Source organism: Thalassococcus sp. S3 (genome assembly GCF_004216475.1).
Classification (GTDB): domain Bacteria; phylum Pseudomonadota; class Alphaproteobacteria; order Rhodobacterales; family Rhodobacteraceae.
This window is the reverse complement of record NZ_CP022303.1, coordinates 2,513,283-2,534,779: the sequence shown is the minus strand read 5'-3', so window position 1 is coordinate 2,534,779 and position 21,497 is coordinate 2,513,283. Positions and strand designations below refer to the sequence as shown.

Sequence of the window (21,497 nt, the reverse complement as noted above, 5' to 3'; positions counted from 1 at the left end):
AGGGATCACGGAAAAGTCGTGCATTGGCGCGCTTCTTTCGATATTCGTTATTACCAATAGAAACGCAAGTCAAAGGCAAGAGGCAAGATGGAAGAAACGCTCGACACCCCGCTCCCGGAGCGCCACAGGAAGATCCTGGAGATCGTCGCGCAGCACCGCGCCGCGGATGTGGCAACGCTGTCGGATGCGCTCGGCGTGTCTGCCGTCACCATTCGCTCGGACCTCGATGCATTGGATCGCCGGATGCTGCTGCGTCGCGTGCGCGGTGGGGCTGTGGTCGTTCAATCCGCCCGGTTCGAACGTCCGGTCGACTTGCCGGGGCGCAGCTTTACGGATGAAAAAGCCCGGATCGGTGCAGCGGCGGCGGCGAAGGTGCGGGATGGCGAGACGATCATCCTCGATGCAGGGACAACGACGCTCGCCATGGCGATGGCCCTGCCGGACACGTTGGCGGATGTAATGGTCATCACGTCCAGTCTGGATATCGCTATCGAGCTTGAGCAGCATGACGGCATCACGGTTGTTGTGACGGGCGGAACGCTCAAGAAATCCGGCCGCAACAAGCGATCCCGGTCTCTGATCCCGCCGCTGGCGGGGCTGCTGCTTGAAAGTTTGAATGCGGATTGCGCCTATCTTTGTTGCGCTGGCGTCGATGCGGCGCGCGGATTTACCAACGCGCATCTTGAGGAGACTGAGGTCAAACGCGCGATGATCGCGGCGGCGCGTCGGTCCGTGATGCTGGCCGATCACGGCAAGATCGGGCACGTCGCCGGTGCCCGGATCGCACCGACTCGCGACATCGCGGCGCTGATCACCGATCGTGGTGCACCGGCTGCCGATATCGCGGCGCTTGAGGCTGCAGGCGTGTCCGTTACGCGCGCTTGATGACGCGGGTTGTCAAGCCTTGTGCCTTAAATTTGGGCAATTCAACCGGAGATCGGCATACTTTCTAAAATTTGTCTTGCAGTTTTTTTCGAAAGCACTTTGCTCAAAGATACAGGCGAACAAGTGATAACCACGAACGACACAGGGAGTTCTCTATGAGATTGACACGAAGAAGCGTCGTGGGGGGGCTTGCTGCCGCCACCACACTCGCCAGCCCTACCATCCTTCGCGCCGCGACGCGTGAATTGGTCATGACCGGATATGGCAACGATTCCGACGCGCCGCTGATTGCTGCGGGCGAAGAGCTTTCGCGCCGCAATCCCGGCGTCTCGCTCACGATCATCGGCGGTCTGTCAGCAGAGGCGCTGGCGCAGATCAAGGCTGCGCGCGGCAATTCGCCTTACGATCTGGGCGTGATGGGCTCCCCGGCGATTGTCAACGCGATGGCCGAGGAAGTGCTCGTCCCACTCGACTTCTCGCAGATCCCGAATGCGGCCAACGTGATCGAGAAATTTCCGGGCTATGGATACGATGTGGGCCAGCCGATCTGGTTCGAGGGCATTGGGGTCGCCTACGACACCACCCGCATCGACACACCACCCACGACCTGGGAAGAGCTTTGGTCAGGCGACTTCAACGGCCGGATCGGCATGTGCCGTCCGCAGTCGAACCTGGGCCTGGGCGTGTTGGCTGCCACCGCCGAAGCCTTCGGTATGCCACAGGACGACATGACTTTCGCTTTGGAGAAATGGTCAGAGCTGGACCCTCTTATCGGCCGCTCTCCGCCGCTGCTCCAGCAGATGATCGAGCGTGGCGAGGTCGATCTCGCACCACTGTGGCACGTGAACTCTGCCCTTGCCGCCTCGTCCGGTCTGCCGATCGGCTATACCAAGCTGACGGGACCCGGTCCGCTGATGCTGCCGACGAATATCGTGCAGTTTATCAACACGCCCGACGGCACCGCCGATTTGGTACACGAGTTCACAGACATCCTGCTGTCGCCCGAAATCCAGTCCATGGCCAACAGCGCGCCGATCTATTTCGGCACCGTGGTCGAGGGGGTGGAGACACCGGAGGAGGCCGCGCCCTACGTGCCATCCACGCCGGAAGAACTGGCCACGACCACGTCGCTCGAATGGCCGAGTTTTGCACCCTTGCGTGGCGAGACGGTTGAAACCTTCGACCGGATGTTCGCAGCGTAATGATGCATGCACCCCGCCATTCCGTTTCGGGTTCAGACATCACCGCCCCGGTCCTTCGGATTGGGGCGGTGTCGAAACGATTTGGCGACACGACCGTCCTGCGCGACTGCGCGCTGGATATGGCGGAAGGCGAGATTGTCACGCTGCTTGGCGCGTCCGGGTGCGGGAAAACCACGCTTTTGCGCTGTGTGGCCGGGTTCCTTAACCCGGATGCCGGGACCATCGCGATTGACGGGCGCGAGATGGCCGATGTCGCGGTCAACCGCCGCCCGGTGGGTGTCGTCTTTCAAAGCTATGCGCTCTTTCCTCACCTGACCGTCGCAAAGAATGTGGGCTACGGGCTTCGTATGCGCGGGATGCCCAAGGCCGAGATCGCGCAGCGGGTTGCACGGGCCCTTGAGACCGTATCGCTCGGCGATTTCGCCGACCGCTATCCGGCGCAACTCTCGGGTGGGCAGCAACAGCGCGTCGCCGTGGCGCGCGTGCTCGTATTGGAGCCGCGCGTGCTGCTTCTCGATGAGCCATTCAGCGCGCTTGACGCCAAGCTGCGGGCCGGGATGCAGGTGGAGTTGCGGCAGTTGATCAAACGCCTGGGGCTCACCGCTATCTTCGTCACCCACGACCAGGAAGAGGCCCTGACCATGTCGGATCGGATCGCCGTGATGCGCGATGGCCGGATCGAACAGGTCGGCCCCCCGGACACAGTGTTTGACCGCCCGGCCACCGCCTATGTCGCCGATTTTATCGGCTCCTCGAATTTCTGGGACGCGCAGGCCGAAAGCGGTCGTGTTGCGCTTCCCGACGGTCAATCCGTCGCGACCAAGCTGGACGGTCCCGTCCAAGTGATGGCGCGCCCACACAATCTGGCGCTCGGGCCGGAAGAGGCTGGGACCTGGCGCGGTCGCGTGGCCTTCCACCGCACGGTCGGTGCGCTGATCGAATACCATATCGAGACACCCGACGGCGCGACACTGCACGTCGCCGCCATGCGCCAGCAGCGCGCGCGACCGCTGCGCACCGGCGCGGTCGTCAGCCTGTCCGTTGTCGACCCGAGCTATTGTTCGGTCTACCCGGCATGAGCGCTGTCGCAGACATTCCTGCACCCCGATCCGGCCTTTTCGACCAAGTTCTCGATAAGCTGCTCTCGGGCCGGGGCATCTGGCCGGCCGTGCCCGCCATTGTTGTTCTGGTCGTCGTGGCTGTGATCCCTTTCGCGATCCTGCTGTCGCTCGGTTTCTCCGATGTGGAGGTCGCGCGCGGCGCCATCGTCTCGCAGGACTTCACGCTTACCCATCTCGCGGGCGCTCTGACCGACCCACTCTACTGGATCACATTCCAGCGGTCGCTGAGCCTGGCCCTCACCACGACAGCGCTTTGTGTCCTGTTGGGCTACCCGGTTGCGTATATGTTCGTGATCGGCGGCAAGTGGACGCGCCGCGCGATCCTGATCCTCACCATCGCGCCCCTGCTGACCTCAGGTATCGTGCGCACCTATGCCTGGCTGGTGATCCTGGGCGGGCGCGGTGTGGTAAATGCGACACTGATGAACCTTGGCCTCATCGACCAGCCGCTCAGGATCATGAACACCCATTGGGCGGTGCTGATTGGCATGGTCCAGATCCATCTCCCCGTGATGATCCTGCCGCTGATCGCGGTGATGGCCCGCCACGATGGCGGTCTGCTGGAAGCCTCGGCCAATCTTGGTGCCTCGCGGCTTGCCACGCTCCGAACCGTGATCCTGCCGCTCAGCGCACCGGGGATCGGGACGGGCGCCGCGCTGGTTTTTACGCTTAGCTACACAACTTTCGTGGTCCCGCAGCTTCTGGGCGGCGGCAATTACCTGAACGCTGCGACGATGGTGTACGAGCAAGTCGTCTTCTCGCTCGATTGGTCCAAGGGGTCGGTCAGCTCGCTGATCCTGATGGCGACGTGTCTGATCGTGCTGGTCGGTATCGCGCTCCTCACCAATCTTGCCACGCGCTGGACTAAGGGGCGCGCAGCATGAGGGCTATGCGCAAATCGTCTCTCGGCGACATTCTCGGCATCGGTGTCATTCTTGCCGTCGCCGTCTTCTCGCTTCTCCTTCTGGTGGCCCCGTCCATTATCGTGCTCATCATCTCCTTCGATACGCGGGCCTTTGTCAGCTTCCCGCCCGAGGGGTTCACCCTGCGGTGGTACGCCGAAGTGTTCGAGCAGGGCGAGCTGGTCGGCGCGATGTGGACGTCGCTCAAGGTGGGTCTGATGGTGACTTTGCTCTGCGTCGCGCTTGGCGTGCCGACGGCGTTGGCCTGCGTGCGCGGGCGGTTCCGGGGGACGACGGCGCTTTCTGTCTTTGTCCTGTTACCGCATATGGTTCCCGGCATCGTGCTGGGTGTCGCGGTGCTGTTCGCCGGTGCCTTGGTGGGCGTGTCACCGTCGATCTGGCTTCAGGCAATCTCCATCGCGGTTTTTGTGATGGCGGTGATGGTGCGCACGGTTCAAAGCCGCCTGATGCGGCTCGACGCTGCGCTGGAGGAAGCGGCGACCAATCTGGGCGCGACTTCGTTCCAAGCGCTGCGGACGATCACCTTTCCGCTGCTCCTGCCTGCGATCCTGGCAGGGGCTGTCTTCACGTTCGTGGAAGGGTTCGACAATCTGTCGGTTGCGATCTTCACCCATGGCTTTCGGGACCGCCCCCTTCCAGTGGAGCTGTTGGCGCTTGTTCAATACACCAGCACGCCGCTGGTGGCGGCAGTCTCCGGAGTGCAGATCCTGCTGGCGGTTCTGGCCTTGGCCGTCGTGGCCCGGACGATCGGGTTGGATGGCGTGAACGAATAGGCGGTAGGGGCGCTGCGCGGGTCGTGAGTTACGCTCTTCTAATCTGCGTTAGGTCAAAACACGTCAGCATTTCCCACGTCAGCCTCAAGCCCCTACGAAGTGCGCCGACGTAAGAATGAATGACCCGCGTCTTGCGCGAGGCCCTTCGAAACAACCAGGCCGAAAAAGCTGGTGCTTGCTAAAAGGTCACGGCCGCCCTCAATTGCGCTTTCTAGGTCAACTTCGGCGGGGCGGAGATCAGCTCTGACTGAAATCAAAAGCGCAATGAAGCCGACATGCGTTCCTTAACAGCAGTGGTCCGCTTCGTTCGCCACACCCGTCTTCTGTAATGATAGTTTTTAAGATCCGCTGTCGGACCTGCTCGTCAAACATATCCAACCGTCACGCAACGCCGTGGTCGCATTGAAAGTGATGCGCATCGCTGCGCTGACTGACGTGTTGTCCGCACAGGATTTCCCCGCACGGGGCGCCAACCTTATCGATGCGTTTGTCAGTCCTTTCGGTGCAGAGATTGTTTTTGTTTCGAAAGGATCGAAAAAGGGCGGGGACGCAAACGCGCTGGATCAGCCGTTCGTGCCATTCGTCTCCATCGCTCACCACCTTGCGCCGCAGTTCGACAAATACGAACCGCGCTACGTCCAGATGGACTTTGCGATCCCGATGCGGGTGAGGCGACGATGGCTTTCCTGGCCGATCATCTGCCGAACGGGCCGTTCAACGGGCTGATGTTCCTGCAGGGGGCAGGGGCGCTGCAAACGATGGGTGCTGTTCCGGATGACGAACCGGATTTCATCCTGACACCCGACGATGGCGGGGTGGCTTGCGTCGTGGAGGCTTGGGACGGTGCCGCCGTTCATCTGGCCGAAACCCTACGTGTCATGGCGGGAGGGCAGGCGGCGGAAATCCGAGTGGTGGCAGATTAAGGCTGATCCCGGCGACCGCGCTGCTGTCTCGTCGCGGACTGCGAAACACGGATCATCGTTGAGCCGACCGTGAGCCGCGCCCCAAAAGCGGCATCAGATGAACAAAGCGGTGCAAGGCCGGCGAAGTCCCGGACCATTACTAAGCCCGTGGCCAGCTTGGGTGAGGGTGAGACGCTGAACGGCCAGGCGGGTCGGCCTGCGATCAGGATTGCCGGGCCTGATGGAACAGCCAGTCGCGTACCTTGGTCACCGCTGTGCGGGACCCGGAACTGCCGGAGGTGGCTTCGAGCAGCCAATAGGCATCGGGCACGGGCACTGTCAGCTCACGAAACAACGGGACCAGAGCGCCGGACGCCAGATCGTCGGCCGCCAAACGTTGGCGTACGAGGGCCACGCCCTGTCCTTGCCGTGCGGCGCGCAGAAGAAGATCGGATGAATTGAACCGCGCGCCCTTGGACAGATCCAGTGCGGCCGGGCCGTGAAGGTCCACCCAGGCTGTCCAGCTTGCGTTGGGATCCCGGTCATGCAGAAGGCGCAGGTTTCTAAGCTCGGCCACGTCGCGGCCTTCCCGGCGCTGGCCCCAGACCTGTCGCAGAAACGCGGGTGCAGCGACGGCCAGCAACGTGTCATCCATCAGCGGCACGCCCCGTTCGCCCTTGCGGGGCCGTCCCATGCGGATGGATAGGTCGCTGCCCTCGTCACCCGGCTCGCGTCGGCGTTGTTCGGCAAGAACCGAAACCTCAAGAGCGGGATGCACTTGCGACAGGTGGGGAAGACGGGGCAGGAGCCATAACGCCGCCACAGAGGGTGCGGCTGAGATCACCACGTCATTGCGCCCGCGTGTTTCGGAGGCGGCCTGCCATGCCTTCTCGATCTCCGCGAGGGCGTCACCGACCCGGCGCCCCAGCGCCTCACCTGTTTCGGTGAAGCGCAATCTGCGACCGGTGTCTTCGCGTTCCACCAGGGGGTGGCCCAGGGCGGCTTCCAGCTCGCGCACGTGCCGGGCGATGGCCGAATGGGTGACGTCAAGAAGGCGACCGGCTGGGCGGATACCGCCGGTTTCGAAGGTGGCGGCAAACGCACGGAGGGCATTCAGCGGGGCATGCATGGTTCGTAAAAAAGACCATTTTGGATGTTATTTGAGACCACAAAGGTAAGGACCGGACGGCTAATGTCAAAGTGTACCGAGAATGAAAGTTGAGATCATGATCGTGAATGGCCGCCTCACCCAACAGGACAACCGGATCGTAAAAGGGCGGTTCGAGCGTCAGCCCTCGGTCTTTGGAGCGCCGCTGACCGCATATGTCATCCAGTCGCTGACTGCGGAGCCCGGGCGCTTTCACCTGATCGCGTCACTCAGTTGCCCCTGGTCGCACCGCGCGGTGCTGGCCCGGCAGGTGAAAGGCCTTGCCCCGTTCGTGCCTTTGCATATCGCCACGGGCCCGCGCACCGAAGGCTACCGGGTTGGCCAGCCCGACGCGCCGTGGAGCGTGCCCGGCGCGCAGGCCGACATCGTGCATCTGCATGAGCTTTATACCCGGGCCGACCCGGCCTATACGGGGCGCCCGACTGTTCCGGTTCTTTGGGATGCGCGCGCGCAGACCATCGTATCTAACGAATCCGCCAACATTCTTAGGGGCTTCGATGCGGCCCATATTCCAGGCGCGTTGAGCTGGACGCTGCGCCCCAAGCCGCTGGAAGACCCCATCGACGTTCTGAACGAGGCGATGCAAATCAATCTCTCGAATGCGGTCTATCGCGCGGGCAAGGCGCAACGTCAGGATGCCTATGACGAGGCGGTGAACGAGGTGTTCTCCATGCTGGACGTTCTTGAAGAGCGGCTGACCTCGCAGCGTTTCCTGCACGGTGATGTACTGACCGAAAGCGATCTGAGGCTTTGGCCGACGCTTGTCCGGTTCGATGCCGTCTATGTGACGCATTTCAAATGCACCCGGCACCGGCTGACGGAATATCCCGCACTTTGGCGTTATGCGCGTGCGCTTCATGCGTTGCCCGGCTTTGCGGACACGTTCGACGAGGCGGCGATCCGCGCCGCCTATTACGGGGAGGATCGCGACATCAACCCTCATGGCATCGTTGCCACAGCCCCCCGGATCGACTGGTGGGACCCGGATGCGCGGCAACGCGCAATCAAGGTCGCCAATCTGGACGGACGGCCAATGGTTCTTGCCCAGTCGGGGGAGATCTGAGGATGCTTGCCGCCGCCACGGTTCTTTTCGTTGCGACCATCACGCCGGGTCCCAACAATCTGATCGTCAGCCATACCGCCGCGATGACGCGCCCGGGGTTTGTTCTGGCGCCGGCGTCAGGGATCATTGTGGGGACCGTCGGTCTGATCGTGCTGGCCTGGCTGGGCTTTGCCGCGTTTGGTCAGGTCAGCGATTTGGGTCTATTGGCATGGATCCCTGTTGCCATTCTTGCATTTATCGGCGTGAGCATGATCCGGTCTGGCTGGACCCAGGCGCAGGGCGGGGGCACGCCTTCGGTTTTCGAGCAACGCCCGGTTCTCTTTGCGGGGGCAATGGCGGCCTTTCAGATTACCAACCCGAAAAGCTGGCTTCTGGCGCTGGCGGTCACGGGCGCGCATCGCGCGTCGCCTTCGGGCACGCTGTTTGATTTGGTTCTGCTGGCCGTTGCGGTGCTGGTTTTCAGTATCGCGGTCTGGGCGCTGGCAGGCCGGGCGTTGCGCAACGTCATGGACAAGGTGCAGGTGCGGCGGTGGCTGCATACGGTCACGGGCGCGATCATGCTGGCCTTTGCTGCGGGATTGGCGCCGGTCTGGTGAGGGCACTGCCCGGTGCTCCGGTCGCGCTTGGCATGGCGGGCATGCTTTTGCCCACCTCACGCGACAGCCATTCCCGAAACCGGCGCACGTGACTTTTCTTGCAAGCGTTGCGGGATCCACCGACCCAGATGGCATTCTTGATGATCTGACCGCCGGGATGCGCGCGCACGAGCCGTCCGTTGAGCAGATCGTCTTCCACCGTCAGTTCCCGCGCAAGGGCGACACCCAGACCTCGACGCGCGGCATCGATCGTCAATTCGCCGCCATGGGCCCGTAGACCGCGCCGTCCCTTTGGGGGCACGATACCGTTCTCGGCAAGCCAGCGTGACCAGTCTAGGAGGGGATCTAGGTCCTGCAAAAAAACCTCCGCCGGCAAGTCGGAGATTTCGATGCGCTGCTGACATTTGTCCAGAAAACGGGGGCTGCAAACCGGATATATGACATCATCGCATAGCGGCTCCATCTCGTAGAGCGCCCATCCCCCCTGACCCATGCGGATTACTACGTCGATGTCTGATTTGTCGATATCCTCCAGATCCCGCGTGCCTACGATTTCAACCTCGACATCCGGATAGCGTTGAAGAAAGCCGGCCAACCGGGGCAACAACCAGCCCTGCGCAATCGAGGACGTAGTTGAGACACGCAGGTGACTGCGGCGTGCGCATTTTCTTTCCAGTTCGAATGTCTCGGCCAGATCCCGCAATGTTGCGGTAACGCAGGCATGTATCCGGCGCCCGCTTTCCGTCAGGCAAAGCCCGCTGCCTTTGCGTTCGAAAAGGGATACGTTCACCGAGGTTTCAAGCCCCCGGATGCTTCGTGATATTGCGGAGTGTGAGATATTGAGTTCCTGGCTTGCCCGAACGGTACTGCCAAGCCTGCCTGTTGCTTCAAAGGCGATAAGGGCGCGGATGGAGGGAACAGAAGAGTAGGAAAGTGCGTTTTTCAAAGCATTCATAGTCAGTCCCAATTTGATCAAGAGAACTCCGACCGGGGAAATAGAGGTGCCTGGGTTTGGAGCGCCAATTTCAGCTAGACCCCATCCCAAGAGTGGCAAGGCGACTTTTCTGTTGATGCTAAATACATTAATCGTAAGCTCTTTTCCGAAAGAATAGAATTGCAGAAATAGAGCTTCTGAAATAGGCAAAGCGACTAAAATTTGTAAATTTGTGAAACGCGGAAAACAAGCTTTCCAAGCTGTTCCGTTTTTGCACATAATCTTGATTTTTTGATGGCTCGCAAAGGTCCGGGGGATGGGCCAGTCTTTTCTAAACGGGTGCTGACTTTCAGCGGGCCCTTGTTGAGAAAGGTCAAACATGACGCTGACATTTCCCATGCAGGATTGTGTAAGACAGAGCCATTCCAAGGCTGAAGTCCTGGACATCAGCAACTTGATAAAAAACAGGAAAAGCGCGGTACGGTTCGCTGACAGGCGGTTGAAACCAAAAGAGATTGAGACGCTGATTGAAGCGGCCTGCCATGCCCCGTCGAGCCGTAATGAACAACCCTGGCGGTTTGTGATCGCGCGGTCGGGAACAGCGGATTTCGACGCCTTTATTGGGATCATGGCGCCGTCAAACCAGGCTTGGGCTCAAACCGCCGACGTGCTGGTCTTGGCTTGTTACGTCGATGTCTTTTCCAGCGATGGTCTGGCCAATCGTACCGCGATCTATGATCTGGGTGCAGCTGTGGCGTTCCTCGCCTTGCAGGCGGAATTCATGGATCTATCGGCCCATCAGATCGGTGGTTTCGATATAAAAAAGGCGAAACCTCTATTGCCGGAAAATCCGCATCTACAACCTTGCGTTATTGTCGCCATTGGCGAGGCAGAGACAATTGACAGACTGAACGAGGCTGAAATTCAAAAGGCATCGAGAAATCGAATAAGAAATTCTGTCTCGGATGTGTGTCTTTCTCTCCGCGCTTTCAATTAAACGTATTTCCGGGATAAATGAATATGTCGCTTGCATCATTTAATGTGCCAGATCGGCCGGCTAATCCTGATGTCGTTATCGTGGGTGCGGGGCCGGTCGGGCTTTATGCGGCGGCACGGCTGGCGCAGTTCGGAGCATCTGTTTTGATCCTCGAGCGGGCGAGCGAGCCGATGCGGCGCGGATCGAAAGCGCTTTGCGTCCAATCGGATGTCATCGACCTTCTGGACAATGTGGGCTGCGGCCATCCGGTCCGCGAGGCGGGATGCGCCTGGAACCTGTCGCGCACCTATGTGCGCAACACCGAGGTCAGGACAACGCGGTTCGATGCCGGACCGACAGGAACACCCGCCTTCGTCAATCTGCCACAATGGCAGATCGAAGATTTGTTGCGGGCGGCTGGCGAGCGGACGGGGCGGGTCCGCATCGTTTGGGGTGCGGAATTCGACGGGCTGGAGCAGGACGCGGAGGATCCCGATCCGGATCGAAAGGTTGACATCCGCTTTCAACAGGACGGCGCGGTCAGGACGGTCTCGACCACTTTCTTGCTGGGGTGTGACGGTGTGCGCAGCAACGTGCGTGAGACACTGGGCGTGGAGTGGTTGGGCCGGGTGCATGCGGACCGGTTTCTGATCGTTGATGCGGAATTCGATGTCGATTGGCCGAAGGAAAGGCGGTTCTGGTTCGATGCGCCCTCCAATCCGGGGCGGCAGATCGTGGTGCATCCGCAACCGGGGCGTATGTGGCGGCTGGATTGGCAATTGCCAAAGGATTGCGACCCAAAGGCAGAGATCGCACCGCATCGGATCGCCGACCGGATCGAGACGCTGGCGGGCACACGCGAGCATCGGCTTGAATGGGCATCGACCTACCGCTTTCATCAGCGGCATGCGGCGCGGATGCGGCTTGGAAACGTATTCCTGCTGGGTGATGCGGCGCATGCGCTGCCGCCCTTCGGGGCACGCGGCATGAATTCGGGTCTTCAGGATGCCGAGAACCTGTGCTGGAAACTGGCCGCGGTGCTGGAGGGGCAGGCAGCTGCGGACATTCTGACGACCTTCGACAGGGAGCGGTTTAAGGCGGCGCGCGAAAACGTCGCCATCACCGGCAAGACGATCCGGTTCATGGTGCCGCCCACGCGTTTGCATCACTGGTATCGGAATGCATTAGTGCGTGGCGCCGCCAGGTTCCCGGCTCTCAATGGCTTGATCAACAGCGGCAAGATGTCGACACCGACCTCGTATCGGGGGCTCGATACGGTGCAGCGCCGGACACGGGGCAATCTGCGACCGGGCGACATCGTGCCCAACCTGTCGCTGGGCAGCGATGCGCTGCGGGCGCATCTGGCCGGAGGCTTTGGCCTGATCGCGGCCCGGCAGAGCCCGGCGGGCGAGCGGATCGAGGCGGCATTGCCCTTCATCTCGCGTCTCGGGGTCACCCTGATCTGGGCGGACGATGCCGAATATGCCGCTTCGCACAAGCTGACGGACCTGCTGCGGCAGGCCGCCGCCCCGGCGCTCTTGGTGCGCCCAGACGGATATCTGGCCGGTGTGCTGATCCAGGATATCCGGGCAGAGCTGACACAGCTTTTGAAACCTTACGGGATCCGGCCCGCACCCGTCTCCGGCCCGTCGGACCGGACGATACCGGTTGCCGGTATTTCAGGACATCCCACCTCCACAGGAGCGACCCAATGACCCTTGATCTTCCCGTCATCGAAGACCTGACGACCACGCAGATGCCCCCCGCGCAAACCGGTATGGACATCCGGCAGATTGAGCTTGTGGGCGCCGATCTGGAGCCTTTGCGCAGCCTGTTTCTGGATAAGCTCAGCTTTTACGACGCTGGCCCAGCCGGTCCTGGCACGCAGGTTCTGCGCAATGGCGCGGCCAAATTCAAGCTGACGGCCCGTCCAAAGGGTGACGCAACCGCCGAACAGGCCGAACGCCTTTTCGTTGAGCGCCATGGTACGGCAATCCGCGACCTGGGCTTTCGCGTTCCCAACGTGGCCGCGGTGGTCGAGGCCACGCGCCGTGCGGGCGGTCGGGTGATCCGCGACCACGATGTGACGGACACTGCCATTGTCGAGCTTTATCCCGGCCTGACGCATAGCCTATCGGGCGTGATCCCAAGGGTGCCCGCCGGCGAGGCGATCCGTTCGGGCTTTGCGGCGCGCGGCATTGATCACGTGGCGATCTGCCTGCCCGAGGATGATTTCGAGACGGTCGTGAAGCGCTATGCGGACGTGTTCGGTCTGGACGTGGTGCACGAGGAATTCGTGGAAACGAGTACCACGGCGATGAATTCGGTCGTACTGGCTGACGCGCAGAAGCACACCAAGCTGGTCTTTATGCAGCCACGGGATGGCCAGCAGAAAAGCCAGATACAAACCTTCATCGAAAATCACGGCGGTGCCGGTGTGCAGCACGTTGCGTTTGACGTCTTTGATATCGTGGCCGCCGCCCGCTGGTTGACGGCACGAGGGATCGAGATGCTGCATGTGCCGGACAGCTATTACGAGGAGTTATCCGACCGGGTGGCGCATCTGCCTCATCCGGTCGAAGTTCTGCGTGATGCGCAGGTGCTGGTCGACGAGGACGAAAGCGGCCTGCTGCTTCAGGCCTTCACCAGACCGCTCTTCGAGCGCAAGACGGCCTTTCTGGAACTGGTTGAACGCCGCGGCAGCACCGGGTTTGGCAGCGGTAACATCCGCGCCCTGTTCCGCGCCGTCGAACGTGAAATGGCCAGCGCCAAAGCGGACGCGGGATAGGCGACGGGATGGAGGAGTTCGGCGCACTGAACGACCATACGCTGCTTGGGCTGCTGCTCACGGGTTTTGCATTGGGCTGGTCGGTGGCCTGGCCGCCCGGTCCGGTGAATATGGAGATCGTACGGCGCGGCAGTCTGAGCGGGTTCTGGGCAGGCTACAGCCTGTGTCTTGGCGGTGTCACGGGCGACGCGCTCTGGGCGATCGCGGTTTTCGCAGGCACGGCGGTGATCGTCACGCAACTCCTTGATACCGGTATACTGACATTTGCCAGCCTGGCCATCCTGTTGCTTCTGGCGCTGCATTACTTCTGGACCTCCTTTGCCGATTTCCGAGCCTGGTGGCGCGGTTCGATGATTGTCACCGCAGATGGGCTTGCCACGACGCGCGGCGGCTTTGGGTTGGGCCTGTTGCTCACACTGACAAGCCCGTGGAGCATCGCCTTCTGGCTCGGTGTCAGCGGCTTGGTCGATCTGTCGGACGGTCCGGGCCTCAACATCGCGTTGCTGATCGTGTCGATCATGGTTGGGGCTGCGGCCTGGGGCTTGCTGCTGTGCCTGGCGGTCTCTCCGTTCAAGACAGTGCTGCGGCGCCGGTCATGGCATGCCGTGGCCAAGTTGCTCACCGGCCTCTTTCTTGCCTGGATCGTCGCGATGCGTGTGACGTCCCTCTGATACCCAAACACGGAGTTCTTGATATGTTGCATCAAACCTTGCCCGCCCCGATCGAGACCTATCCGTCGGAGCATCCAGAGATTGCCTGGAAGGATGGGCGGATCGTGCCGTGGGCCGATTGCACGTTGCATGTACGGATGCAGGCCGGGTTTTTTGGCGCAAACATCTTCGAAGGGCTGCGCGCCTACTGGAACGCGGATGAAGAGCGGATGTATGTGTTCCGGCTGGATGACCATCTGGTCCGGCTGGAGCAATCCATGCGGATCATGCGCATGACGCCGCCCTTTTCCCGGCACGAGCTGGGTGACGCCGTACTTGAGCTGTTTCAGCGCACGGATTTCCGGGGACACGGGCAAGCCAATCTGGTGACCTATTTCGGGTTTCCGCCGCCGGGCGATCCGGTGTCCCATGCCGCACCCAGCGGGGCCCACATCACCGCTGTTCCGATGGGCCGGTCCCCGGCTGCCAAGACCGGATTGACGGCGGGGGTCAGTTCCTGGCGGCGGCTGTCGGACGACACGATGCCGATCCGCGTCAAGATCGGTTCGAATTATCAAAACAGCCGTCTTGCGCAGAACGAGGTGAGGGCGGGGGGCTATGACATGGCGCTGCTGCTGAACCGCGCCGGCAAGCTGGCCGAGGCGCCGGGCGCATGTCTTTTCATCCTGCGCGACGGGGTCCTGATCACACCGCCCACGAATGCCGACATCCTGGAAAGCATCACCCGCGACACGGTGCTGACCTTTGCGCGGCAGGAGCTTGGATTGACCGTCATCGAGCGGGAGGTCGACCGGTCGGAGGCCTATATCGCGGATGAGGTCTTCATTTGCGGCTCCATCGCGGAAATCCTGCCGCTGACCAGCATTGACGGCATTGAAATCGGCGATGGTCAGCCCGGTGCCGTGACCCGCGATTTGCAAGAGCTTTACTTCCAGACTGTCGAGGCGCGCCTGCCACGTTATGCCGCCTGGTGCACGGCCGTGCCGGCACCTGCGGGCTGAACCAGACATCGATCCAGAGGGAGATATCAAGATGACCATTCTCGACAGAACGCCGCCCGAAGCGTCCGAACGCATATTGCCTGTCCTTGCACCGCTTGATCCGACCCAGGGTCTGAACGCGGGCAGCGGCATCCGGTCCGGTGAGCAATTCCGCGAGGGGCTGCGCGATGGACGGGCCGTCTGGCAAAACGGAAAGCGGATTGACGACGTCACGATGGCTGACGGCTTCCGCGGTGCGGTTGATACGATGGCGCGGCTCTACGATTTGCAGACCTCATCGGAGTGGCGCGACCGGATGACGACGCGCGACGGAAGTGGCGTGCGCATTTCCGCCAGCTATCTGGCCCCACGCGACCGCGCAGATCTGGCGCTCAAACGCAGCAATACCGAGATCTGGTCGGCCGAGACGCTGGGATTTATGGGTCGGTTTCCGGATTTCTGTTCGAACCTGATCGTGGGGTTGCGAAATGCAGCGCATGTCCTGTCGGAGGCCCATCCGCAATTCGGCGACAACGCAAAACGGTATCTGGACTATTGCGCCCGCAACGATCTGGCGCTGACCCACGCGCTGAACGACCAATTTTTTGACCGTACGCGCAAGGCCCCGGACCAGGACGATCCCGATCTGATCCTGAAGGTCGTCGAAGAGCGGGAGGACGGCATTGTCGTCCGAGGGTTGAAGAACCTGGCCACGCTATCGCCCATCTGCGACGAGGCCATCGTTTATCCCAACCGGCCCCGGTCGCCGGGTGAGGAGGATCAGGCGCTGGCCTTTGCGATCCCGATGAATGCGTCGGGGCTCCATATCCTGTGCCGGGATCTTTACGGCAAGGGTGTCAGCGCGAAGCGCAAGCCGCTCTCGACGCGGTTCGACGAGATCGACGCGACACTGATTTTCGATGATGTGCTGGTGCCGTGGGAGCGTGTCTTTGTCTACCGCAACCCGGCATTGGTCAGCCGGTTCATCGGCATGATCAACCCGCCCTGGTCGGGCTACGTGACCCTGATCCGTCTGGTCACGAAGCTGGAGAGCATGGTGGCCACGCTGGAATTGCTGGCACGCTATGACGGGAAGGAGGCGTTCCCGCCGATCCTGACCCGTCTGGGTGAAATCACTGGCGACATCTCGGTGCTCAAGGCCTGCCTGCGTGCGATGGAGGAAGACGCGTTCGTGACCGAGGCCGGGTTCCTCTCGCCGGCGGCCAATGACGCCTACCGGATGTTCGGGGTCGAAGCCTCCGACCGGGCAGAGAGGGTCATGGAGGATGTAGCGGCCAGCGCCCTCATCCCCACCGCCTCGGAAAGCGACTTTGCCATTCCGGAGGCCGGTCCGCTGGTCAAACGGTTCTTCAAAGGGCTCGCGCCGTCGGCGGCCAAGCAGATGCGGGTCATGTCATTGGCCGGGGACATGACGCAAAGCGGGTTCGGTGGGCGCACGCAGCTTTATGAGCGGTTTCACATGGGATCGCCCGACATGATCCGCCAGCGCTTGTATCGAAATACAGACCGAAGCGCCTGGATTTCCCGCGTTGAAGCGTTCGTCGACCAAATGTGAAGACCCGGTGTTCTGTGACCCCGGCAGCTTGCCGGGGCGCGGGACCGTGAGGAGGTGGAAGAGATGACGATGACACCGATCAATGAGCGGTGCGATGCGCAGGGCTTAGGCGATTTTCAAAGAATTGCGGTGATCGGGGGCGGGCTCATGGGCTCGTCTGTCCTGCGCGCGCTGCGTGCCCGGTCTGACCAGCCCGCCATGTTGAGTGTTCACGACATCTGCGCACGGACCCGTGACAGGCTTGGCCAGTTTGGCCTTGCCGATCGCTATTGCGCCACGGCAGCCAGCGCCGTTGCAGGCGCGGATCTAGTGATCCTGGCGATCCCGGTTGGCGCGTTCGGACCGGTGCTTCAGGCGATCCGAGCAGAGCTGCAGCCAGGCGCGACGATTACGGATGTGGGCTCGGTCAAGACGACAGTCTCCGACACGTTCGGCCATATGCTGCCGGCTCATGTACATGCCATTCCGGGGCACCCCATCGCCGGGAAGGAGGCCAGTGGACCGGAAGCGGGATGTGGGCAGCTCTTTCACGGGCGCTGGGTGATCCTGACGCCGGAACAGAATGTGGATGACCGCGCGTTGACCCGTCTTTCGGACTTCTGGATCTCTCTGGGCGCGCGGGTCGCGTCCATGTCTGCCCAAAAGCACGACTCCATTCTCGCAATGACCAGTCACCTACCGCATCTTCTGGCGTTCTCGATGATGAAGACAGTGAGAGATGCCGAAGGTCGGCAGGGCGATTGCACGCGCTTCTCCGCGGGCGGGTTTCGCGACTTTACCCGGATCGCGGGTTCCGATGCGCTCATGTGGCGCGATATCTTCATGGATAACAGGGACAACGTCTTGGCCGCGCTGTCACAATTCCTCGTGCAGCTCTCCGCGCTCAAGTCCCATATCGAAGAGGCCGATAGCGGCCCGCTGCTGGAGATGCTGGAGCATATCCGAGAAAGCCATCGCCAGACATTTACAGCTGCGGTGCGTCAACCTGGTCTTGTCGCGGAGCCGGTGATGACGAATGTGCCCCTGTGCCCGAATGCGCAGGCAGATTGGTCGAGGATCTTGAGTAACGCTGACGACCGCGTGGCCTGATTAGTCAGAGCGGGGGCGGTTTTCGACACGCTTGAGATCGAAGCCGTGGCAGGGCGCGATGCGCGCCTGCGGATCCTAGTTGACTGTCTTCACCGATATCGGTTGGGTGCACTTAATGCAGTCGGTGACAACTGTTATTTTGGCAGCTTCGATACCGATGTTGCAGGAGCCATCCCCTTCATTTGGTTTGAGCCGCTATGGCGAAACTGAAATTGACCAATTTGATAGCCCTCAAGCGATACCGCGCGGCCTTATATACACTCCACCTGCAGCGCTTTTCTGAGGATGGACATCTAGTCTTGATAACTCTCGGTTATCGCCTGATAGAATGCCTGTTTTGAGATCATACGCACGTCGGGATACTGTGGTTGTCCCGCGAATTGTTGAAGCATTCCGACGAAGATGACCTCTTCGACGGGGTCGATCCAGAACCACGTTCCGGTCGCACCGCCCCAGTAGTATTCCCCTTTGGAATAGCCGCCAGCGGGGTTTACGTTGGGGTCTTCCACGATCCCCATGTTGATGCCAAAATTCGCGCCTGGCTGTCCGCCCAACTCAGCCTTGAGATTGTTCGACAGGTGTTCGGGCAGCTGATTGGTCCGAATAAGACGCACCGTCGTGGGCGACAGGATCCGAACGCCGTCCAGTACGCCTCCGTTCAGCAGCATTTGCGAGAACCGCATGTAGTCCATGGCCGTAGAGACCATGCCCCAGCCGCCTGCTTGAAGGATCTGATCTTCACCATACCCGACAAGTCCATCATAGAGCTCCTGCGCGATCAGCGCGCCGGTTTCATCGTAATGATACTGCGTAGCAAAACGGTTGAGCTTGTCTTCCGGTACAGCGAAACCTGTGTCCACCATGCCCAATGGTTCAAAGAGCCGCTCTTGCAGGAAGTCACCGAAGCTTTGTCCAGAGAACTGTTCGACCAGGTAGCCCTGCACATCCATGGCGGCGCTGTAGCTGAACTCAGACCCCGGCTCGAACAAGAGTGGGATTTCAGCGATTTTGGTGATCATCTCTTGCAGGTTTGACCCTTGGTCCCACACACCGCTTTCGCTGAACATCACATGGACCGGCTGTGGTCCCATCATCGTGCCATAGCCAAGACCGCTTGTATGCGTCACCAGGTGGCGCATCGTCATGGTGTTCTTGGCCGGTTCGGTGATCATGTTTCCGTCGTCATCGACACCGGCATAGACCTGCATGTCCGCAAACTCAGGAATGAATTTCGAAACGGGGTCGTTAAGATGAAAGTGACCCTCTTCGTAGAGGATCATCAACGCGACGCCCGTGATGGGCTTCGACATGGAAAATAGGCGAAAGATCGTGTCCTCTGCCATCGGAACGCCGGTGGCGATGTCCTGGACGCCCATCGTCTCAAAGTGAACAAGCTGTCCGTCACGGGCGGCAATGGTGACCATGCCTGCCAAGCGCTCTTGGTCGACCAGTGCCTGCAGTTGGTCGGTCACCCGCTCAATCCTGGTGCGGTCCATACCGACCTCTTCCGGCGCAGTCATCTGCAACTGAACCTGCTCAGCGAAAGACGGGCTTGCCGACAGTACAAGGAACAGCGCTGAAATTGCCGCCGAGCATACGCGTTTGGTCAGTTGTCGCGATATCTTCATCAAAATCGTCCTGTTCTGTGGTCCACAAACGGTGGGTGCCCAATCAGAAGATTGGCGGGCGAAATGGCGGGCAAATGGGGTAGGAGCAGTGGCAAGCGATCTCACCTAACGATTAGTGAGTATCTGCTCATTATCTTGAGGCGAACTTCGTGTCAACGATCGCGCGCGACGCGCTTGGGCGAGTTTCCGCCCCCTCGGTGCCAACTATCCTTGATGAAATTCTGATGCGTTTCTGCGTTTAGATATCGGAGCGATCTCTGGAAATCCCACGCCAGATCAACCTGAAAACCCTCTCAACCTCGTCCTGACGTATCCTTTCGCCGCTGATATATGCCTGGCGCGCAAGCGTGATCGCGGGCGAGGCGAGAACGGTCTCGATTGTAGATGCGTTCGTCTGAACAAACGTCCCATCATCAATACCACTTTGGATTTCGGCCGGAACAGTGGCGTTGATCGACCTGAGCTCTTCATGCTCAAGAAACGGAGGCTTCGTCTCGCTGCTGAGCAATTCCACAAGTAGAAAATCGCCCGGCGCCCGAAACCCATAATCCACGAGCGCGAACCACATCGCCTTAAGTCGCGCCTCCGCGCCCACCTTGTCGCCGGCGGCAGCCATCATCGTCGAATGAAGATCACGCTTAACTTGCAGGAACACATCGAAGAGCAGGTCATCCTTGGTGCGATAGTATCGATAAATCGTCCCAACACTGACGCCCGCACGGTCGGCAACCTTGTTCACCGACACAGCGGTAGATCCGACAGCGCTGACTTCATCCACCGTCGCTTGCCGGATGGCGCCCGGCTTATCTCCGGTTTTCGGTCTGGCCATCTTTCCTTCCCGTTTTTCCTGGAAAGTACGATATCTTGCGTCGATGGCGAATGTCAGCAACGCAGGCTGCACCAGCGAAATGGTATACCCCTAGTGAGCGGCATGAATAGGCCGGCCCGCAACTCTGTAACCGCTTTCCAGGCATCGCTGTCGTTTATGCGATGTAAGGCATTTAGGAGGTGTCGGTTCAGACCCGTCGTGGGCAGCGAGACGCTCGGATCACCCATAGCCTGCGTGGTGCTTCTGGACCTGCTTACCAAGGCGAATCATGCAGCCATGTCGGCGTCGCACGATAGCGGATAAAAGATGTACATGCCCCTTCGTCAGTTTACCCTAGAATGAACCGCTCCCTCTCTTGAAATCGGTTAAATGGCCGATCCCGACGCGTCTGTGCTAGGCTTGCGACATATCAGGCTCGCAGGTCGAGGCGGCTGCGGTGAGAAGGAGATCAAAATGACAGGGCGATGCTTGTGCGGAACGGTTCGTGTCACACTGACCGCAAGGCCGGAGTTCATTCACGATTGCAATTGCAGTCTCTGCCGCAAGTCCGGCGGGGCATGGGGTTATTTCCCCGGGGCTCAGGTCCGGACCGAAGGATCGACGAATGCGTTTCTTCGGAAAGACAAGACGGGAGCCGCGGCTGAGCTCCAATCCTGTCCGACATGCGCCACCACGACGCACTGGGTCTTTGCCGCGGAATTCCAGGACCAGAACCCCGATGTCGATCTTGTGGGTGTGAACATGCGGCTTTTCGATCCCGAGGATCTTGAGGGTATCGAACTGCGCTTTCCCAATGGACGGGACTGGTCCGGCCAGGGCGCATTCGGATATCGACATGCGCCGGTCACTCTTGGCAAAGACGTGTCGTTGTAGGCGCGGCGCCGTTCATCTGCACGATAGTCGGGTGTGCGATGGACCAGTCGCGTCGGCCTCACTAACGATGAACCTGACGGAACTTGATCCCATCAGGCACGTATCAAAGACCCAGAACCCGTTTCACCGATCCTTCGGTACTAAAGGACCAGTCGATAGGCTGGTTTTCCAGCAGGAACATGATGGAGTTGGCCGAGGGAACGCCAATCTTGTCCAGACGTTGCCGCATATCGACGAACAACGCCTCTTTCTGCGCATCGCTGCGCCCGGCGAGCAGCGCGATCTCTATGATGATCGTCTTGGCCGGGTCCCGTGTGCCCAGAAAGGTGGGGTGAAGGATCATATCCTCTGGCTGATACCGGCAGACGAGGCAGAAGAAATCATCCGGGTTGACGCCGCAGGTGTCCACAAGGCTCTCATGGAGTTGGTCATTGATCGCATGGCAGGTTGCGGCCGGCAGATCCTGCGGCACGTGGAGTTTGTTGAAGGGCATCCAAAGGCTCCCGATGCATAAGGAAGA

21 protein-coding genes are annotated in these 21,497 nt (G+C 60.6%); 16 read left to right on the top strand and 5 right to left on the bottom strand.

The genetic code is table 11. The features are described 5' to 3' along the window. Positions 1 to 87: 87 nt before the first annotated feature. The 6 genes from CFI11_RS12545 (at position 88) to CFI11_RS12515 (ending at position 5,827) form a co-directional block, all read left to right on the top strand. Complete coding sequence (locus tag CFI11_RS12545) at positions 88 to 885, top strand: DeoR/GlpR family DNA-binding transcription regulator (RefSeq protein ID WP_130406428.1); 798 nt, start codon at positions 88 to 90, stop codon at positions 883 to 885. A 155-nt stretch (positions 886 to 1,040) separates the two neighbouring features. Next, positions 1,041 to 2,087 (top strand): PotD/PotF family extracellular solute-binding protein, encoded by a 1,047-nt coding sequence (locus CFI11_RS12540; RefSeq protein ID WP_130406426.1) that lies wholly within the window; start codon positions 1,041 to 1,043, stop codon positions 2,085 to 2,087. Beyond that, positions 2,087 to 3,166 (top strand): ABC transporter ATP-binding protein, encoded by a 1,080-nt coding sequence (locus CFI11_RS12535; RefSeq protein ID WP_254448912.1) that lies wholly within the window; start codon positions 2,087 to 2,089, stop codon positions 3,164 to 3,166. Before CFI11_RS12540 ends, CFI11_RS12535 begins: the two co-directional genes overlap by 1 nt. Then, complete coding sequence (locus CFI11_RS12530; RefSeq protein WP_130406424.1) at positions 3,163 to 4,092, top strand: ABC transporter permease; 930 nt, start codon at positions 3,163 to 3,165, stop codon at positions 4,090 to 4,092. The genes CFI11_RS12535 and CFI11_RS12530 overlap by 4 nt, the downstream gene beginning before the upstream one ends. Beyond that, complete coding sequence (locus CFI11_RS12525; protein WP_130406422.1) at positions 4,089 to 4,904, top strand: ABC transporter permease; 816 nt, start codon at positions 4,089 to 4,091, stop codon at positions 4,902 to 4,904. The genes CFI11_RS12530 and CFI11_RS12525 overlap by 4 nt, the downstream gene beginning before the upstream one ends. A 677-nt stretch (positions 4,905 to 5,581) precedes the next feature. Continuing rightward, positions 5,582 to 5,827 (top strand): hypothetical protein, encoded by a 246-nt coding sequence (locus tag CFI11_RS12515; protein ID WP_130406418.1) that lies wholly within the window; start codon positions 5,582 to 5,584, stop codon positions 5,825 to 5,827. A 202-nt stretch (positions 5,828 to 6,029) separates the two neighbouring features. On the opposite strand, the gene CFI11_RS12510 is transcribed toward CFI11_RS12515, so the two are convergent. Beyond that, on the bottom strand, positions 6,030 to 6,935 hold the full coding sequence (locus CFI11_RS12510; protein WP_130406416.1) for a LysR substrate-binding domain-containing protein: 906 nt from the start codon (positions 6,933 to 6,935) through the stop codon (positions 6,030 to 6,032). Between the two features lie 82 nt (positions 6,936 to 7,017). Here CFI11_RS12510 and CFI11_RS12505 point away from each other — a divergent pair, with 82 nt between their 5' ends. After that, positions 7,018 to 8,037, top strand: a complete 1,020-nt coding sequence (locus CFI11_RS12505) for a glutathione S-transferase family protein (RefSeq protein WP_130406414.1) — start codon at positions 7,018 to 7,020, stop codon at positions 8,035 to 8,037. 2 nt (positions 8,038 to 8,039) lie between these two features. Beyond that, on the top strand, positions 8,040 to 8,633 hold the full coding sequence (locus CFI11_RS12500) for a LysE family translocator (RefSeq protein WP_130406412.1): 594 nt from the start codon (positions 8,040 to 8,042) through the stop codon (positions 8,631 to 8,633). Here the strand turns inward: CFI11_RS12500 and CFI11_RS12495 are convergent. Next, entirely contained in the window at positions 8,593 to 9,948 is a 1,356-nt protein-coding gene (locus CFI11_RS12495; protein ID WP_165390253.1) for a LysR substrate-binding domain-containing protein, read from the bottom strand. The genes CFI11_RS12500 and CFI11_RS12495 overlap by 41 nt on opposite strands. On the opposite strand from CFI11_RS12495, the gene CFI11_RS12490 reads away from it, so the two are divergent. The 7 genes from CFI11_RS12490 to CFI11_RS12460 all read left to right on the top strand — a co-directional run bounded on the left by CFI11_RS12490 (position 9,947) and on the right by CFI11_RS12460 (position 17,647). Further along, the gene (locus CFI11_RS12490; protein ID WP_130406408.1) at positions 9,947 to 10,564 is read left to right on the top strand and encodes a nitroreductase family protein; all 618 of its coding nucleotides are present in this window, start codon (positions 9,947 to 9,949) and stop codon (positions 10,562 to 10,564) included. The two genes, CFI11_RS12495 and CFI11_RS12490, sit on opposite strands and share 2 nt — an antisense overlap. A gap of 23 nt (positions 10,565 to 10,587) precedes the next feature. Beyond that, positions 10,588 to 12,258: an FAD-dependent monooxygenase gene (locus tag CFI11_RS12485; protein ID WP_165390252.1), complete on the top strand. Its 1,671-nt coding sequence runs from the start codon at positions 10,588 to 10,590 to the stop codon at positions 12,256 to 12,258. Then, on the top strand, positions 12,255 to 13,331 hold the full coding sequence (locus CFI11_RS12480; RefSeq protein WP_130406404.1) for a VOC family protein: 1,077 nt from the start codon (positions 12,255 to 12,257) through the stop codon (positions 13,329 to 13,331). Before CFI11_RS12485 ends, CFI11_RS12480 begins: the two co-directional genes overlap by 4 nt. Positions 13,332 to 13,339: 8 nt before the next feature. Continuing rightward, complete coding sequence (locus CFI11_RS12475; protein WP_130406402.1) at positions 13,340 to 14,002, top strand: LysE family transporter; 663 nt, start codon at positions 13,340 to 13,342, stop codon at positions 14,000 to 14,002. A gap of 23 nt (positions 14,003 to 14,025) precedes the next feature. Further along, the gene (ilvE, locus tag CFI11_RS12470; RefSeq protein WP_165390251.1) at positions 14,026 to 15,003 is read left to right on the top strand and encodes a branched-chain-amino-acid transaminase; all 978 of its coding nucleotides are present in this window, start codon (positions 14,026 to 14,028) and stop codon (positions 15,001 to 15,003) included. A gap of 31 nt (positions 15,004 to 15,034) precedes the next feature. Continuing rightward, on the top strand, positions 15,035 to 16,558 hold the full coding sequence (locus CFI11_RS12465) for a 4-hydroxyphenylacetate 3-hydroxylase family protein (RefSeq protein WP_165390250.1): 1,524 nt from the start codon (positions 15,035 to 15,037) through the stop codon (positions 16,556 to 16,558). A 63-nt stretch (positions 16,559 to 16,621) separates the two neighbouring features. Next, positions 16,622 to 17,647, top strand: a complete 1,026-nt coding sequence (locus CFI11_RS12460) for a prephenate dehydrogenase/arogenate dehydrogenase family protein (RefSeq protein WP_130406396.1) — start codon at positions 16,622 to 16,624, stop codon at positions 17,645 to 17,647. Between the two features lie 293 nt (positions 17,648 to 17,940). Here the strand turns inward: CFI11_RS12460 and CFI11_RS12455 are convergent, their stop codons facing one another. Both CFI11_RS12455 and CFI11_RS12450 read right to left on the bottom strand, forming a co-directional pair. After that, the gene (locus CFI11_RS12455) at positions 17,941 to 19,275 is read right to left on the bottom strand and encodes a serine hydrolase (protein ID WP_130406394.1); all 1,335 of its coding nucleotides are present in this window, start codon (positions 19,273 to 19,275) and stop codon (positions 17,941 to 17,943) included. A 238-nt stretch (positions 19,276 to 19,513) separates the two neighbouring features. Beyond that, positions 19,514 to 20,164, bottom strand: coding sequence for a TetR/AcrR family transcriptional regulator (locus CFI11_RS12450; protein WP_130406392.1), 651 nt, complete (start codon positions 20,162 to 20,164; stop codon positions 19,514 to 19,516). A gap of 393 nt (positions 20,165 to 20,557) precedes the next feature. Between CFI11_RS12450 and CFI11_RS12445 the strand changes: the two genes are divergently transcribed. Next, positions 20,558 to 20,977: a GFA family protein gene (locus CFI11_RS12445; protein ID WP_130406390.1), complete on the top strand. Its 420-nt coding sequence runs from the start codon at positions 20,558 to 20,560 to the stop codon at positions 20,975 to 20,977. A 103-nt stretch (positions 20,978 to 21,080) separates the two neighbouring features. Here CFI11_RS12445 and CFI11_RS12440 read toward each other — a convergent pair whose 3' ends face one another. Continuing rightward, complete coding sequence (locus CFI11_RS12440; protein WP_130406388.1) at positions 21,081 to 21,470, bottom strand: tautomerase family protein; 390 nt, start codon at positions 21,468 to 21,470, stop codon at positions 21,081 to 21,083. Between the last annotated feature and the right edge of the window lie 27 nt (positions 21,471 to 21,497).